This window comes from Streptomyces sp. 15-116A, assembly GCF_025290915.1.
Lineage (GTDB): Bacteria > Actinomycetota > Actinomycetes > Streptomycetales > Streptomycetaceae > Streptomyces.
Window position 1 is genome coordinate 1 of sequence record NZ_JAOCQE010000184.1, and the last position, 12,742, is coordinate 12,742.

Consider the following 12,742-nt stretch of genomic DNA (forward strand, 5'->3'; position numbering starts at 1 on the left):
GGGTGGCGGCGGCGCGGGCGCGGAGGCGGGCGGCGAGGGTGCGGCGCGTGGCGCGACGCTCACGGCGGATGGAAGGATGCGACACAGCGGGTCTCCCGGTTCGGTCGGGTGGATTCCGTCAGGCCCTCGGTCGGTGCTCCAACACCGCCGGGGGCCGCTTGCGTTGTCGGCTGGTCTCCCCGCCGACAACCCCACTCTAGGGAACATCATGTTCCATCGTCAAGCGCTATAACCATAGACATTCTGGGGGGATTGAGTAACCTCATGTTCCATGACGACTGATGGAACACTATGTGTCATGGATAAGCGATCACTGGCGCAGATGGCGCAGCGATTCCGGGAGGCCGAACAGCGCGCCGAGATCCTCCGGCAAGAGCTGGCCGCCGCAATCCGACAGGCCGACATCGACGGCGTCGCGCAGAAGGACATCTGCGAGGCGACGGGCTACACGCGCCAGCAGGTTCGGCGCATCGTGCTCGCCGGTGAAGCGTCCGAAAGTGACTGACGCGTACACCTTGTCAACATCGAGCGGCCAAAGTTCCCGGGCCGCGGCTACGGGAGCGGGCCAGAGGGGGAGCCATGGCGGATCCGACCACTGACTACTGGACGATCGCGGACGTCGCCGACCATTGGGGAGTGAGCGAGCAGACCATCCGGTCCTACCGGTCCCGCGGGCGCGGCGAGCTCCCGCCGGCCGACAGGATGTTCGGTCGCTCGCCCGTCTGGAAGCCCGCCACGATCCGCGGCTTCCAACGGATCGGGCAGGGAACGAGGACTGATCTCCACTGAGCGGCACCCCAAAGCACTACGGCCGGACCCGAAGGTCCGGCCGTTGGCGTGAGGGCACAGTCAGGGCACAAGGCCACGTCTAACGCTGCGCAACAGTGGCAAATACTGACAGTGGTTTCCGCAGGTCAACCCGGAAGTTGACGCAGACATGCACGTCAGCCGATCAAGCGGACGGTACGTGAACTACCGGTAGGGCGCGCGAGGGTGGGTGCCCGGCGCTCGCGCTTTCGGGGCCCACCCTTCTCGTTGGGCGCGCCCTGATCGTGGGGGCGCCTTCTCGCAGGGTCGCGCCGTTCAGTTGCGTGAGTGGCCGAACAGCAGGCGGTAGGCGATCAGCAGGACCAGTGAGCCGCCGATCGCGGCGGCCCAGGTCGTGCCGTCGTAGAAGTCCTTGCTGATGGGGTGGTCCAGCCAGCGGGCCGAGATCCAGCCGCCGGTGAAGGCGCCGGCGATGCCGATGAGGGTCGTGCCGATGAGGCCGCCCGGGTCGCGGCCCGGCAGCAGGAACTTCGCGATGGCTCCGGCCAGCAGTCCCAGGATGATCCAGCTGATGATCGTCATGCCCCCGCGCCTTCCCTTTCCGGCCGGCCTCGCACCTGCTCGCTCGCCGTGCGCGTGTTCGAGCCCTGTTGGTGCCGCGTTGGTGTGCAGGACGTCGCCGGGACGTGCGGTGGTTGCGTCGATCAGTAGGGTGCGGCCCCATGGCAGCACCCTCCGGCAGCGAACTGCGCCGCACACTCGGTCTCGGCGACGCCGTGGTCATCGGGCTCGGCTCGATGCTGGGCGCCGGGATCTTCGCCGCTCTGGCACCCGCCGCGCACGCCGCCGGGACGGGGCTCCTGCTCGGCCTCGCGCTCGCGGCCGTGGTCGCGTACTGCAACGCCATGTCGTCGGCACGTCTGGCCGCCCTGTATCCGGCTTCGGGCGGCACGTACGTGTACGGGCGCGAGCGGCTCGGGGAGTTCTGGGGATACCTGGCGGGCTGGTCCTTCGTGGTCGGCAAGACCGCCTCCTGTGCGGCGATGGCGCTCACCGTGGGCGCGTACGTCTGGCCGGGTCAGGCGCATGCGGTGGCGGTCGCCTCCGTGGTGGCGCTGACCGCGCTGAACTACGGCGGGGTGCGGAAGTCGGCCTGGCTGACGCGGGTGATCGTGACGGTGGTGCTGGCCGTGCTCGCCGGTGTGGTGGCCGTGTGTCTGGCCTCGGGGCGGGCCGATGCCGGGCAGCTGGGGCTGGGGGCCTCGGGTGGCGTCGGTGGGGTGCTCCAGGCGGCCGGGCTGCTGTTCTTCGCCTTCGCCGGGTACGCGCGGATCGCGACGCTCGGTGAGGAGGTCCGGGATCCGGCGCGCACCATTCCGCGTGCGGTGCCGCTGGCGTTGGGCATCGCGCTGGTGGTGTACGCGGCGGTCGCTGTGGCCGTCCTGTCGGTGCTGGGCGCGGAGGCGCTGGGGGACGCCGCCGCGCCGCTGGCCGATGCGGTGCGGGCGGCCGGGGTGCCCGAGATGGCGCCGGTGGTGCGGGTGGGTGCGGCGGTGGCCGCGCTGGGGTCGCTGCTCGCGCTGATCCTCGGTGTGTCGCGGACGGTGCTGGCCATGTCCCGTGACCGGCATCTTCCGGTCGCGCTGGCCGCCGTGCATCCGCGCTTCCAGGTTCCGCACCGGGCGGAGGTGGCCGTGGGTGCGGTGGTCGCCGTTCTGGCCGCCACGGTGGACCTGCGGGGCGCGATCGGGTTCTCCTCCTTCGGCGTGCTGGTCTATTACGCGGTGGCCAACGCGTCGGCGTGGACGCTGGGTTCGGGGCGGCCGGCCGCGCGAGTGCTGCCGGCGGTGGGGCTGGCCGGGTGTCTGCTGCTGGCGTTCTCGCTGCCGGGGTTGTCGGTGGCCGTGGGTGCGGGGGTGCTGACCGTGGGCGTGGCGGCTTACGGGGTACGGCGGTTGAGGACGCGGCGCTAGCTGTTCCGCGGTGGCTGTTCCTGTGAAGGGCGGAGGGCGTTGCGGAACCCGTGAAGGGTGGAGGCCGTTCCGGTACTCCGCCGGAAGGCGCCCCGGTGCTCTACCTCACCGACGAGAACGGCTCGTCCGTGCGCACGATGTCGCGGCCCATCGGGAGCAGCGAGACCGGGATCAGCTTGAAGTTGGCGATGCCGAGCGGGATGCCGATGATCGTCACGCACAGGGCGATGCCGGTGGCGATGTGGCCGAGGGCCAGCCACCAGCCGGCGAGGATCAGCCACAGGCCGTTGCCGATGCAGGAGCCGGCGCCCGCGTCGCGGCGTTCGACCGTGGTGTACCCGAAGGGCCACAGCGCGTAGACGCCGATGCGGAACGCGGCTATGCCGAAGGGGATGCCGATGATGGTGATGCAGAGCAGCACGCCGGCGAGCAGATAGGCCAGGAACAGCCAGAAGCCGCTCAGGACGAGCCAAATGACGTTCAGGATGGTTTTCACCGGGTGCCACCTGCCATCTTCTCGAGTCGGGAGATGCGTTCCGCCATGGGCGGGTGGGTCGAGAACATCTTCGAGAAACCCTGACCGGGCCGGAACGGGTTCGCGATCATCATGTGGCTGGCCGTCTCGATACGGGGCTCGGGCGGCAGCGGGAGCTGTTTGGTGCCGAGCTCCAGCTTGCGCAGGGCGCTCGCGAGGGCGAGCGGGTCGCCGGTGAGCTGGGCGCCGGAGGCGTCGGCCTCGTACTCGCGGGAGCGGCTGATGGCCAGCTGGATCAGCGTCGCGGCGAGCGGGCCGAGGATCATGATCAGCAGCATGCCGAGCAGGCCGGGGCCGTCGTCGTCGTCGGAGCGGCCGATCGGGATGAGCCAGGCGAAGTTGACCAGGAACATGATCACGGAGGCGAGGGCGCCGGCGACCGAGGAGATCAGGATGTCCCGGTTGTAGACGTGGCTGAGCTCGTGGCCGATGACGCCGCGCAGCTCTCTCTCGTCCAGCAGGCGCAGGATGCCCTCCGTGCAGCACACGGCGGCGTTGCGCGGGTTGCGGCCGGTGGCGAAGGCGTTGGGTGCCTCCGTCGGGGAGATGTACAGGCGGGGCATGGGCTGGCGGGCCTGGGTGGAGAGCTCGCGGACCATGCGGTACAGCCCGGGGGCCTCGAACTCGCTGACCGGGCGGGCGCGCATCGCGCGCAGGGCCAGCTTGTCGCTGTTCCAGTACGCGTACGCGTTGGTGCCGAGGGCGATCACGACGGCGACGACGAGCCCCATGCGGCCGAAAAAGCTGCCGATGACGATGATGAGTGCGGACAGTCCCCCGAGGAGGACCGCTGTCCTGAGCCCGTTGTGCCGGCGGTGCACGGTACGCCCTCCAAGTCGTGCGGCAGGGGAACCCTTGCTGGCTGATCTTCCCTGTGATCGGCGCTGCCACTGGTCGTGGTGGTGTCACGTCCAGTGGACCCTCCCGTATCGGACAACGCCAGGCGAGGGGGACGAGTTCCCTTGGGCCCGTGGTGGCGCGTGTCAACCGTCCGGGTGACGGCGGGCCGTGGGGCACGCGCGCGTGCGGGCGGGATGCGCCACGCGCGCGTGCGGAACGCGGCCGGGGATCGGCGGAGAGCCGGGGCTCAGAACAGTCCGGTGCCGGTGAAGCGCAGGATCAGCTGGGGTGCGCCGGACAGGGCGATGCCGAGGACGCCGGTGAGGGCCAGCGCGGCGGTGAGCGGCGCCGTGAGCGGGTGCTTCGCCGGTGCGCCTTCGGGGGCACGGAACAGCACCGCCGTCCACTGGAGGTAGTAGACCAGCGCGATGACGACGTTGACGGCCATGACGACGGCCAGCCACCCCAGTCCGGCGTCCACGGCCGCCGAGAACACGGTGACCTTGGCGAACAGGCCGATGATGCCCGGCGGGAGCCCGGCGAGGCACAGCAGGAAGAAGGCCAGCAGCAGGGCGGTGAGCGGGCTGGAGGCGTACAGGCCGCGGTAGTCCGAGATGCGGTTGAGCGTCTTCGTACGGCCCACCACGGCGGCGACCGCGAACGCGCCGAGGTTCACGGCGCCGTACATCAGCGCGTAGGCGACGGTGGAGCCGATCGACTGCTCGGCGTCGTCGGAGTACGCGGCGGCGGCGATCGGCACCAGGAGGTAGCCGGCCTGGCCGACGGAGGACCAGGCGAGCAGGCGAACCGCGCTGTACGCGCGCGTGGCCTGCTGCCGGAGGGCGCCGACGTTGCCTGCGGTCATGGTGAGGGCGGCCAGCACGGCGAGGGCCGGGCCCCAGATGTCCGCGTACGACGGGAGGGCGACGACGGTGACGAGGATGAGGCCGGAGAAGCCGACCGCCTTGCCGATGACCGACAGGTAGGCGGCGATCGGCAGGGGGGCGCCGACGTAGGTGTCGGGCACCCAGAAGTGGAAGGGGACGGCCGCGGTCTTGAAGGCGAAGCCGATCAGGGTGAGGACCACGCCGGTCTGGGCGAGGGTGTCGAGCTGTCCGTCGACGTCCTGGATGCGTTCGGCCACGCGGGTGAGGTGGAGGGTGCCGGTGGCGGCGTAGACGAAGCTGATGCCCATCAGGCTGACCGCGGTGGCGGTGACCGAGGACAGGAAGAACTTCAGGGCAGCCTCCGACGACCTGCGGTCGCCGTGCCGGAGGCCGACCAGGGCGAAGGCGGGCAGGGAGGCGACCTCCAGGGCGACGATGAGCGTCGCGAGGTCGCGGGAGGCGGGCAGCAGGGCGGCACCGGCGGCGGAGGACAGGAACAGGAACCAGTACTCGCCCTCGGGCAGGCGCTTGGCGTCGTCCTTGAGGGCGGTGACCGACAGGAGCGCGGCGAGGAGCGCTCCGCCGAGCACCAGGAGCTGGATGACGAGGGTGAACCGGTCGGCGGTGTAGCTGCACACGCGCGCGTCGCCGACGAGGCAGAAGGTGCTGCGGTCGGCGTCGAGAAGCGGCAGCAGCATGAGCGTGGCGGCGGCGAGCCCGGCCACCGAGAGCCAGCCGAGCAGCGGCTTCCGTGACTCCGGGACGAACAGGTCGGCGACGAGGACGACGAGTCCGACGACCGCGGCGATGGTGGGCGGCGCGATGGCCAGCCAGTCGACGGTCTGGACGAGGGAGCTCATCGGGTGCCTCCTGCGAGGAGCTGCTGCACGGCCGGATCGGTCAGCCCGAGGAGGGCCTTCGGCCACAGCCCGGCGACGACGGTGAGGACGACGAGCGGGGTCCAGGCCGCGAACTCGTAGCCGCGCACGTCGGTGAGTTTCGGCGCGTCCTGGGGCAGGGCGCCCATGCAGACCCTGCGGACCACGACCAGCAGGTACGCGGCCGTCAGCAGCGTGCCGAACGCGCCGATCGCCATGAAGGTGAGGAAGGCGGGGCGGCTGAGCCCGTCCGCGGGGTCGAAGGCGCCGAACAGGGCGAGCATCTCGCCCCAGAATCCGGCGAGTCCGGGCAGGCCCAGGGAGGCGACGGCGCCGAAGGCGAGGAGCCCGCCGAGACGCGGGGCCTTGCCGTAGAGGGCGGCGCCGGTCTCCTCGGCGAGGGTGTCGAGGTCGGTGCTGCCGGTGCGGTCCTTGAGCGCGCCGACGAGGAAGAACAGCAGGCCGGTGATGAGGCCGTGGGCGATGTTGGCGAACAGGGCGCCGTTGACGCCGGTCGGGGTCATGGTGGCGATGCCGAGGAGGACGAAGCCCATGTGGCCGACGGAGGAGTAGGCGATGAGGCGCTTGAGGTCGCCCTTCGCGCCGCGCTTGGCGAGGGCGAGGCAGGCGAGGGATCCGTAGATGATGCCGACGACGGCGAACGCGGCGAGGTACGGCGCGAAGGTGCGGAACCCGTCGGGGGCCGCCGGAAGAAGGATCCGGACGAACCCGTACGTACCCATCTTCAGCAGGACGCCGGCCAGCAGGACCGAGCCGATGGTCGGCGCGGCGGTGTGGGCGTCGGGCAGCCAGCTGTGCAGCGGCCACATCGGGGTCTTCACCGCGAGCCCGATCCCGATCGCCAGAACGGCGATGACCTGCACGGATGTGGTCAGCGACCGGCCGTTGTCAGTGGCGAGTGCCACCATGTCGAATGTGCCCGCCTTGATTCCGATCAGGAGCAGGCCGAGCAGCATGACCACGGAGCCGAGCAGCGTGTAGAGGATGAACCTCCAGGCGGCCTCGGACCGGCCCTCGCCGCCCCAGCGGGCGATGAGGAAGTACATCGGGATGAGGACCATCTCGAAGGCGAGGAAGAACAGGATCAGGTCGAGGACGGCGAAGGTCGCGAGGGTGCCGGACTCGAGGACGAGCAGCAGGGCGACGAACGCCTTCGGGGACGGGCCTGTCGGTGGCTTGAAGTAGGAGTAGAGCGCGCTGAGGAAGGTCAGCAGCGCGGTGAGGACCAGAAGGGGGAGGGAGATGCCGTCGGTGCCGAGGTGGATCCGCACGTCGAGTGCGGGGATCCAGCTGATGTCGGTCGTGGCCTGCATCTTCGACGGCTGGTCGTGGTCGAAGCCGAGCGCGAGGACGATCGCCGCGACGAGAACCGCGCCGGTGACGGTGACGCCATGGCGGAGCACGGCCTGGTCGGGTGACGTCCCCTTCAGCCCGGGCGGGGCGGGCAGCAGGGCCGCGGCGGCGCCGAGGAGCGGGCCGACGACGAGAAACGCCAGAAGGAACTGCATCACGGACTCGCTGATATCGATCACGCCTGCTCACGCTCCCGTGGCGACGAGGACGACGGCCACCGCGAGCACGACGGTGCCGGCGAGCAGCGCGCTCACATAGGTCTGCACATTGCCGGTCTGCGCCCCTCGTACGGCCGTGCCGAGCCAGCGGGGCAGGGCTCCGGCTCCGCGTACGTAGGTCTCGACGACCTCGCGGTCGAGGAAGCGGACGAGGCTCGCGCCGGCCCGGACGGGGCGGACGAAGAGGGCCGAGTACACGGCGTCGACGTGGAAGCCGACGGCCGCGTGCCGGTGGAGCGGGCCGAGCAGGAGCCGTCCGGGGTCCGCCGGGTCGGGTGCGTAGGCCACGTCTCCGTAGGCGGGCTCGTGGGTGGCGATGGCCTCCGCCTCGACCTGCCCGGCGTCGCCCTCCGGGTGCGCGGCGACGGCGCCGAGCGGGACGCGGGCGGCCGCGGTGGTGGTGTGCCGCCAGGCGGCATAGGTGACGATGCCGCCGACCAGCGCCACGCCCGTGCCGAGGACGGAGGTGGTGAGGGTCGGGGTGAGGTCGTGCCCGTCGAACCAGTCGGGCAGGACGCGGAACGCGAGCCCGCCCAGGGCGATCGAGGGCACCGCAAGCACCCAGAGCACTGCCGTCATCGTCAGCGGCTGCCGGCCGTGGTCGGGTGCCTCGGTGCCGTGGCCGCGGAAGGCCAGCAGCCACAGGCGCATCGCGTACGCGGCGGTGAGCAGCGCGGTGAGCAGTCCGGAGAGGAGGACGATCCAGCCCGCGGCGGCGGGGGCGTGCTCGGTGTGACCGGTGACCACGTGCTCGGCGACGCCGAGGACGGCCTCCTTGGAGAAGAAGCCGCTGAACGGCGGGATCGCGGCGAGCGCGAGCAACGCCACGGTCATCGTCCAGTAGGCGTCCGGGACGCGGTCGCGCAGATGGCTCATGCGGGACATGGCGGCGAGCGAGTTGGTGCCGGCGGCGTGGATGATCACGCCGGCCGCGAGGAACAGCAGCGCCTTGAAGGCGCCGTGGGACAGGAGGTGGAAGACGGCGGCGCCGCGGTCGGCGACGGCGAGGGCGCCGGTCATGTAGCCGAGCTGGCCGATCGTCGAGTAGGCGAGGACGCGCTTGATGTCGTCCTGGGCGAGCGCGGCGAGCGCCGAGCCGGCCATGGTCACGGCCGCCATGACCGCGAGGACGATCATCGCGGCCTGGGAGGCCTCGAACAGCGGGAGGAGACGGGCGACGAAGTAGACACCGGCGGCGACCATCGTCGCGGCGTGGATCAGCGCGGAGACGGGCGTCGGGCCCGCCATCGCGTCGGGGAGCCAGGTGTGCAGCGGGAACTGCGCCGACTTGCCCGCCACGCCCGCCAGGAGCAGCAGGGCGATGAGTGTGGGGTGCTCCAGGGAGCCGTTCGCGACGGCGCCGAGGACCCGGGTGATGCGGAAGGACCCGGCGTCGGCGGCGAGGGCGAACAGGCCGATGAGGAAGGGGACGTCGCCGAGTTTGGTGACCAGGAAGGCCTTCAGTGAGGCGGCGCGGGCCTCGGGGGTCTCCCAGTAGTGGCCGACCAGGAAGTAGGAGCAGATGCCCATGACTTCCCAGCCGACCAGCAGCACCATCAGGTCGCCCGAGTAGACGACGAGGAGCATCGCGGAGGTGAACAGGGAGACGAGCGCGGCGTACGACGGGTAGCGCGGGTCGTCGCGCAGATAGCCCGTGGAGTAGATCTGCACGCAGGAGGCGACGACGCCGACCAGGACGGCGGTGAGGGCGGCGAAGCCGTCGATGTGCAGGGCGAGTTCGATCGGGACCGAGCCGGTGGGCGTGAGCTCGGTGGCGGCGTCCACGGCCTGGTCGCCGCCCTGGCGCCCGGCGACGGTCGCGGCGAGGGCGAGAGAGGCCAGCGTAGGCAGGACCGCGAGCGGGCGGACGAAGCCGGGCGCGATGCGGCCGAGCAGCAGTCCGGCGATCGCGCCGAGGAACGGAAGGAGGGGGACGAGGACGGCGAGGGTGGTCGTGGTCACGCGGTGGCCTCAGCCTTCTCGCCGGCCGCCGGGGTCGCGGGGGCGTCACTGCCGAATGCGTCGCCGCCGGGGCCGTCGGGCTCGTGGCCCTCGGCGGTGTCGCGGAGCTTGTCGATGTCCGAGGTGCCGCGGTTGCGGTACACGGCGAGGACGATCGCCAGGCCGATGCCGATCTCGGCGGCGGCGATGGCGATGGTGAACAGGGTCAGGGCCTGACCGGAGTGCAGGGTGTCCCGGGCGGCGCGGCTGAGCCAGACGTCGAAGGCGACGAGGTTGAGGTTGACGGCGTTGAGCATCAGCTCGACCGACATCAGCACCAGGATCGCGTTGCGGCGGGCGAGGACGCCGTACAGGCCGGTGCAGAAAAGGAGGACGGACAGGACGGCGGGATAGGCGAGGTGCATCAGCGGTCACCTTCCTCGGCCTTGGCTTCCTTGGCTTCCTTGTCGCGCCGGGTGCTCGCTGCGGCTTCGGCCTTCGCCTTGCGGGAGAGGACGATCGCGCCGACGAGGGCGGCGAGAAGGAGGACGGAGAGGGCCTCGAAGGGGAGGACCCAGTGCTGGAAGAGGCTCGCGCCGGTCACGTCGGTGGAGCCGGCGGGTGCGCCGTCCAGATCGATCCAGGTGGTGCGGAAGGCGTCGACGACCACCCAGATCAGGGCCGCCGCGGCGGCGACCGCCACGGTGAGGGCGGCCCAGCGGTTGCCGGAGTCGGCGTCCGGGGAGCGGCCGATGGGGGCGCGGGTGAGCATCAGACCGAACAGGAGGAGGACGACGACGGAACCGACGTAGATGAGGACCTGCACCCAGGCGATGAACTCGGCCGTGAGCAGGAGGTACTCGACGGCGAGTCCGCCGAGGGTCACCACCAGCCACAGGGCGGCGTGCACCAGCTGCCGGGTGGTGACGGTGACGAGGGCGGCGCCGAAGGTGACCAGGCCGACGAGGAGGAAGGCGATCTCCACGCCGGTGGGTGAGAGGAAGCCGTGGGACTCGGCGGCCAGGTCGGCGCGGCCGGCCGCGAGTCGGCCGGCGGTCGCTGCGAGGGTCATTCCCGGCCCTCCCGCCGTGGCTGGTCGGTCTGCTGCTCGGAGTCTCCCGGAGCCCGGGGCGGGGCTTCGGCGGCGCGGGCCTGCTCGTCGGCGTGCGGCTCGGTGCCGGACGGCGGCACCGAGGGCGCCGCGGATTCGGCGGCAGCCTGCTGGGCCAGCTTGTCGGCGGTCTTGCGGGCCGCGGCGACTTCCTTCGGTTCCTCGGCGCCGGGGTCGAGGGCCGGTGGGGCCGGGACCGTCCACATCCACTCGCGGAGCTTGTCGCGTTCGTGGGTGAGGTCACGGATGTCGGTCTCGGCATACTCGAACTCCGGGGACCAGAACAGGGCGTCGAAAGGACAGACCTCGATGCAGATACCGCAGTACATGCACAGGGAGAAGTCGATGGCGAAGCGGTCGAGGACGTTGCGGCTGCGCTCGCGGCCGCCGGGGGTCGCCGCCGGGATCGTCTCCTTGTGGGAGTCGATGTAGATGCACCAGTCGGGGCACTCGCGGGCGCACAGCATGCAGACCGTGCAGTTCTCCTCGAACAGGCCGATCACACCGCGGGTGCGGGGCGGCAGTTCGGGCTGGGCGTCCGGGTACTGGTCGGTGACGGACTTCTTCGTCATCGTCCGCAGGGTGACGGCCAGGCCCTTGGCCAGGCCGGAGCCGGGGATCGGGGCCATTACAGGAACACCACCTTGACGATGCCGGTGAGGGCGATCTGGGCGAGGGAGAGGGGGACGAGGAGGGTCCAGGAGAGCTTCTGGAGCTGGTCCTCGCGCAGGCGGGGGTAGGTGACGCGGAGCCAGATGACGAGGAAGGCGAGGACGGCGGTCTTCAGCAGGGTCCACACCCAGCCGAGTCCGTCGGCGCCCCAGGGGCCGTGCCAGCCGCCGAGGAAGAGGACGGTGGTCAGGCCGCACAGGACGACGATCCCGGCGTACTCGGCGAGGAGGAAGAGGGCGAAGCGAAGACCGGTGTACTCGGTGTACGCGCCGAAGATGATCTCCGAGTCGGCGACGGGCATGTCGAAGGGCGGGCGCTGGAGTTCGGCGAGTCCGGCGATGAAGAAGACCAGTGCGCCGGTGATCTGCCAGGGCAGCCACCACCACTCGAAGGCGTCCAGGATGCCGACGAGGGAGACGGTGCCGGCGGCCATCGCCACGGAGGCGGCGGTGAGCAGCATCGGCAGTTCGTAGGCGAGGAGCTGGGCGGCGGTGCGCAGGCCGCCGAGGAGCGAGAACTTGTTGGCGGAGGCCCACCCGGCCATGAGTGAGCCGAGGACGCCGACGCCCATCACCGCGAGGACGAAGAAGACGCCCGCGTCGAGCACCTGGCCGACGGCGCCCTCGCCGGGGCCGATCGGGATGGCGAGCAGGACGAGGAGGTAGGGCAGGAGGGCGACGGCGGGGGCGAGCTGGAAGATACGGCGGTCCGCGCCGGCCGGGACGACGTCCTCCTTCTGCGCGAACTTCACGCCGTCGGCGATGAGCTGGGCCCAGCCGTGGAATCCGCCGGCGTACATGGGGCCGAGGCGGCCCTGCATGTGGGCCATCACCTTGTGCTCGGTCTGACCGATGATCAGGGGGAAGGTGAGGAAGACGACGAAGACGAGCAGGAGTCGCAGGGTGACGTCGAGCACGTCGTTCACTGCGGGCCTCCTGAAGGGTTGTCGGGGGTGCGGTCGGATTCGGGGGCGGGGCGGGGCTCGGGGGCAGGCTCGGGTGACGGTTCCGACTCGGGCTGCGAGGCAGGCTCGGGTTCCGATCCGGGCTCCGGCTGCGAGGCAGGCTCGGGTTCCGATTCGGGCTCCGGCTGCGGGGCAGGCTCGGGCGCCGGTTCCGGTTCGGCTCCGGTGCCGGATACAGGCTCGGGCTCAGCGTCCGCAGCGGTGCGAGTGGCTGTGCCGGTGCTGGTGCTGGTCCCCGCGTCGTTGCCGGTGTCGGTCGTCGGGCCCGTCCCGGGTTCGGGCTCGGGCTCGGGTTCGTCGAAGGCCGGACGGGGCTGGTGCCAGGGGGCGTCGGGGCTGCGTGGCGTGACCGAGGGCTTGCGGTCGGGTCGGCCGGACTCGCGTGCGGTGGTGGCGGAGTCGGTGCTCGTCGCCTCGGGGGTGTCCGGCGCCTCCGACCGCTGACTCGCGGAGCCCTCGCTCGCACTGCGCGCACGGCGAGGACCTGGTGCCGCGGCACCGGTGTCGGCCTGCTGGGACGCCGAGCCTTCGCTCGCGGTGCGTGCCCGGCGCGGGCCGGCCGGTGCGTCGGCGCCCCGCGC

Annotated in this window: 13 protein-coding genes; 3 read left to right on the top strand and 10 right to left on the bottom strand. The window is 71.4% G+C overall.

All coding sequences use genetic code 11. The features are described from left to right. Positions 1-298: 298 nt before the first annotated feature. Positions 299-505 (top strand): hypothetical protein, encoded by a 207-nt coding sequence (locus N4P33_RS24525; RefSeq protein WP_260828899.1) that lies wholly within the window; start codon positions 299-301, stop codon positions 503-505. Between the two features lie 578 nt (positions 506-1,083). On the opposite strand, the gene N4P33_RS24530 is transcribed toward N4P33_RS24525, so the two are convergent. Beyond that, positions 1,084-1,350 carry a GlsB/YeaQ/YmgE family stress response membrane protein gene (locus N4P33_RS24530; protein ID WP_260828900.1) on the bottom strand — a complete coding sequence of 89 codons (267 nt, stop codon included), beginning with the start codon at positions 1,348-1,350 and terminating at the stop codon, positions 1,084-1,086. Between the two features lie 140 nt (positions 1,351-1,490). Here N4P33_RS24530 and N4P33_RS24535 point away from each other — a divergent pair, with 140 nt between their 5' ends. Further along, positions 1,491-2,741 carry an APC family permease gene (locus tag N4P33_RS24535; RefSeq protein WP_260828901.1) on the top strand — a complete coding sequence of 417 codons (1,251 nt, stop codon included), beginning with the start codon at positions 1,491-1,493 and terminating at the stop codon, positions 2,739-2,741. Positions 2,742-2,841: 100 nt separating this feature from the next. Here the strand turns inward: N4P33_RS24535 and N4P33_RS24540 are convergent, their stop codons facing one another. The 9 genes from N4P33_RS24540 to N4P33_RS24580 all read right to left on the bottom strand — a co-directional run bounded on the left by N4P33_RS24540 (position 2,842) and on the right by N4P33_RS24580 (position 12,122). Continuing rightward, positions 2,842-3,237 (bottom strand): YccF domain-containing protein, encoded by a 396-nt coding sequence (locus tag N4P33_RS24540; RefSeq protein WP_260828902.1) that lies wholly within the window; start codon positions 3,235-3,237, stop codon positions 2,842-2,844. Next, complete coding sequence (gene htpX, locus N4P33_RS24545) at positions 3,234-4,097, bottom strand: zinc metalloprotease HtpX (RefSeq protein ID WP_260828904.1); 864 nt, start codon at positions 4,095-4,097, stop codon at positions 3,234-3,236. The genes N4P33_RS24540 and htpX overlap by 4 nt, the downstream gene beginning before the upstream one ends. Positions 4,098-4,363: 266 nt before the next feature. Beyond that, a complete protein-coding gene (locus tag N4P33_RS24550) occupies positions 4,364-5,863 on the bottom strand; it encodes an NADH-quinone oxidoreductase subunit N (protein WP_260828906.1) in 1,500 nt (499 codons plus the stop codon). Then, positions 5,860-7,434, bottom strand: a complete 1,575-nt coding sequence (locus N4P33_RS24555) for a NuoM family protein (protein ID WP_260828907.1) — start codon at positions 7,432-7,434, stop codon at positions 5,860-5,862. The genes N4P33_RS24550 and N4P33_RS24555 overlap by 4 nt, the downstream gene beginning before the upstream one ends. Before the next feature lie 6 nt (positions 7,435-7,440). Continuing rightward, the gene (locus N4P33_RS24560; protein ID WP_260828908.1) at positions 7,441-9,435 is read right to left on the bottom strand and encodes an NADH-quinone oxidoreductase subunit L; all 1,995 of its coding nucleotides are present in this window, start codon (positions 9,433-9,435) and stop codon (positions 7,441-7,443) included. Continuing rightward, on the bottom strand, positions 9,432-9,839 hold the full coding sequence (nuoK, locus tag N4P33_RS24565; protein WP_260828909.1) for an NADH-quinone oxidoreductase subunit NuoK: 408 nt from the start codon (positions 9,837-9,839) through the stop codon (positions 9,432-9,434). The genes N4P33_RS24560 and nuoK overlap by 4 nt, the downstream gene beginning before the upstream one ends. Then, positions 9,839-10,486: an NADH-quinone oxidoreductase subunit J gene (locus N4P33_RS24570; protein WP_260828911.1), complete on the bottom strand. Its 648-nt coding sequence runs from the start codon at positions 10,484-10,486 to the stop codon at positions 9,839-9,841. Before N4P33_RS24570 ends, nuoK begins: the two co-directional genes overlap by 1 nt. Then, complete coding sequence (locus N4P33_RS24575) at positions 10,483-11,154, bottom strand: NADH-quinone oxidoreductase subunit I (protein WP_260828912.1); 672 nt, start codon at positions 11,152-11,154, stop codon at positions 10,483-10,485. The genes N4P33_RS24570 and N4P33_RS24575 overlap by 4 nt, the downstream gene beginning before the upstream one ends. Continuing rightward, the gene (locus N4P33_RS24580) at positions 11,154-12,122 is read right to left on the bottom strand and encodes a complex I subunit 1 family protein (protein WP_260828913.1); all 969 of its coding nucleotides are present in this window, start codon (positions 12,120-12,122) and stop codon (positions 11,154-11,156) included. Before N4P33_RS24580 ends, N4P33_RS24575 begins: the two co-directional genes overlap by 1 nt. A 240-nt stretch (positions 12,123-12,362) precedes the next feature. Here N4P33_RS24580 and N4P33_RS24585 point away from each other — a divergent pair, with 240 nt between their 5' ends. After that, the gene (locus N4P33_RS24585) at positions 12,363-12,605 is read left to right on the top strand and encodes a hypothetical protein (protein WP_260828915.1); all 243 of its coding nucleotides are present in this window, start codon (positions 12,363-12,365) and stop codon (positions 12,603-12,605) included. Positions 12,606-12,742 lie beyond the last annotated feature (137 nt).

Excerpts from the sequence above, each read along its gene's own strand:
- N4P33_RS24525 (WP_260828899.1), top strand. The coding sequence starts at position 299 with ATGGATAAGCGATCACTGGCGCAGATGGCGCAGCGATTCCGGGAGGCC.
- N4P33_RS24530 (WP_260828900.1), bottom strand. The coding sequence starts at position 1,350 with ATGACGATCATCAGCTGGATCATCCTGGGACTGCTGGCCGGAGCCATC.
- N4P33_RS24535 (WP_260828901.1), top strand. The coding sequence starts at position 1,491 with ATGGCAGCACCCTCCGGCAGCGAACTGCGCCGCACACTCGGTCTCGGC.
- N4P33_RS24550 (WP_260828906.1), bottom strand. The coding sequence starts at position 5,863 with ATGAGCTCCCTCGTCCAGACCGTCGACTGGCTGGCCATCGCGCCGCCC.
- nuoK (WP_260828909.1), bottom strand. The coding sequence starts at position 9,839 with ATGCACCTCGCCTATCCCGCCGTCCTGTCCGTCCTCCTTTTCTGCACC.
- N4P33_RS24570 (WP_260828911.1), bottom strand. The coding sequence starts at position 10,486 with ATGACCCTCGCAGCGACCGCCGGCCGACTCGCGGCCGGCCGCGCCGAC.
- N4P33_RS24575 (WP_260828912.1), bottom strand. The coding sequence starts at position 11,154 with ATGGCCCCGATCCCCGGCTCCGGCCTGGCCAAGGGCCTGGCCGTCACC.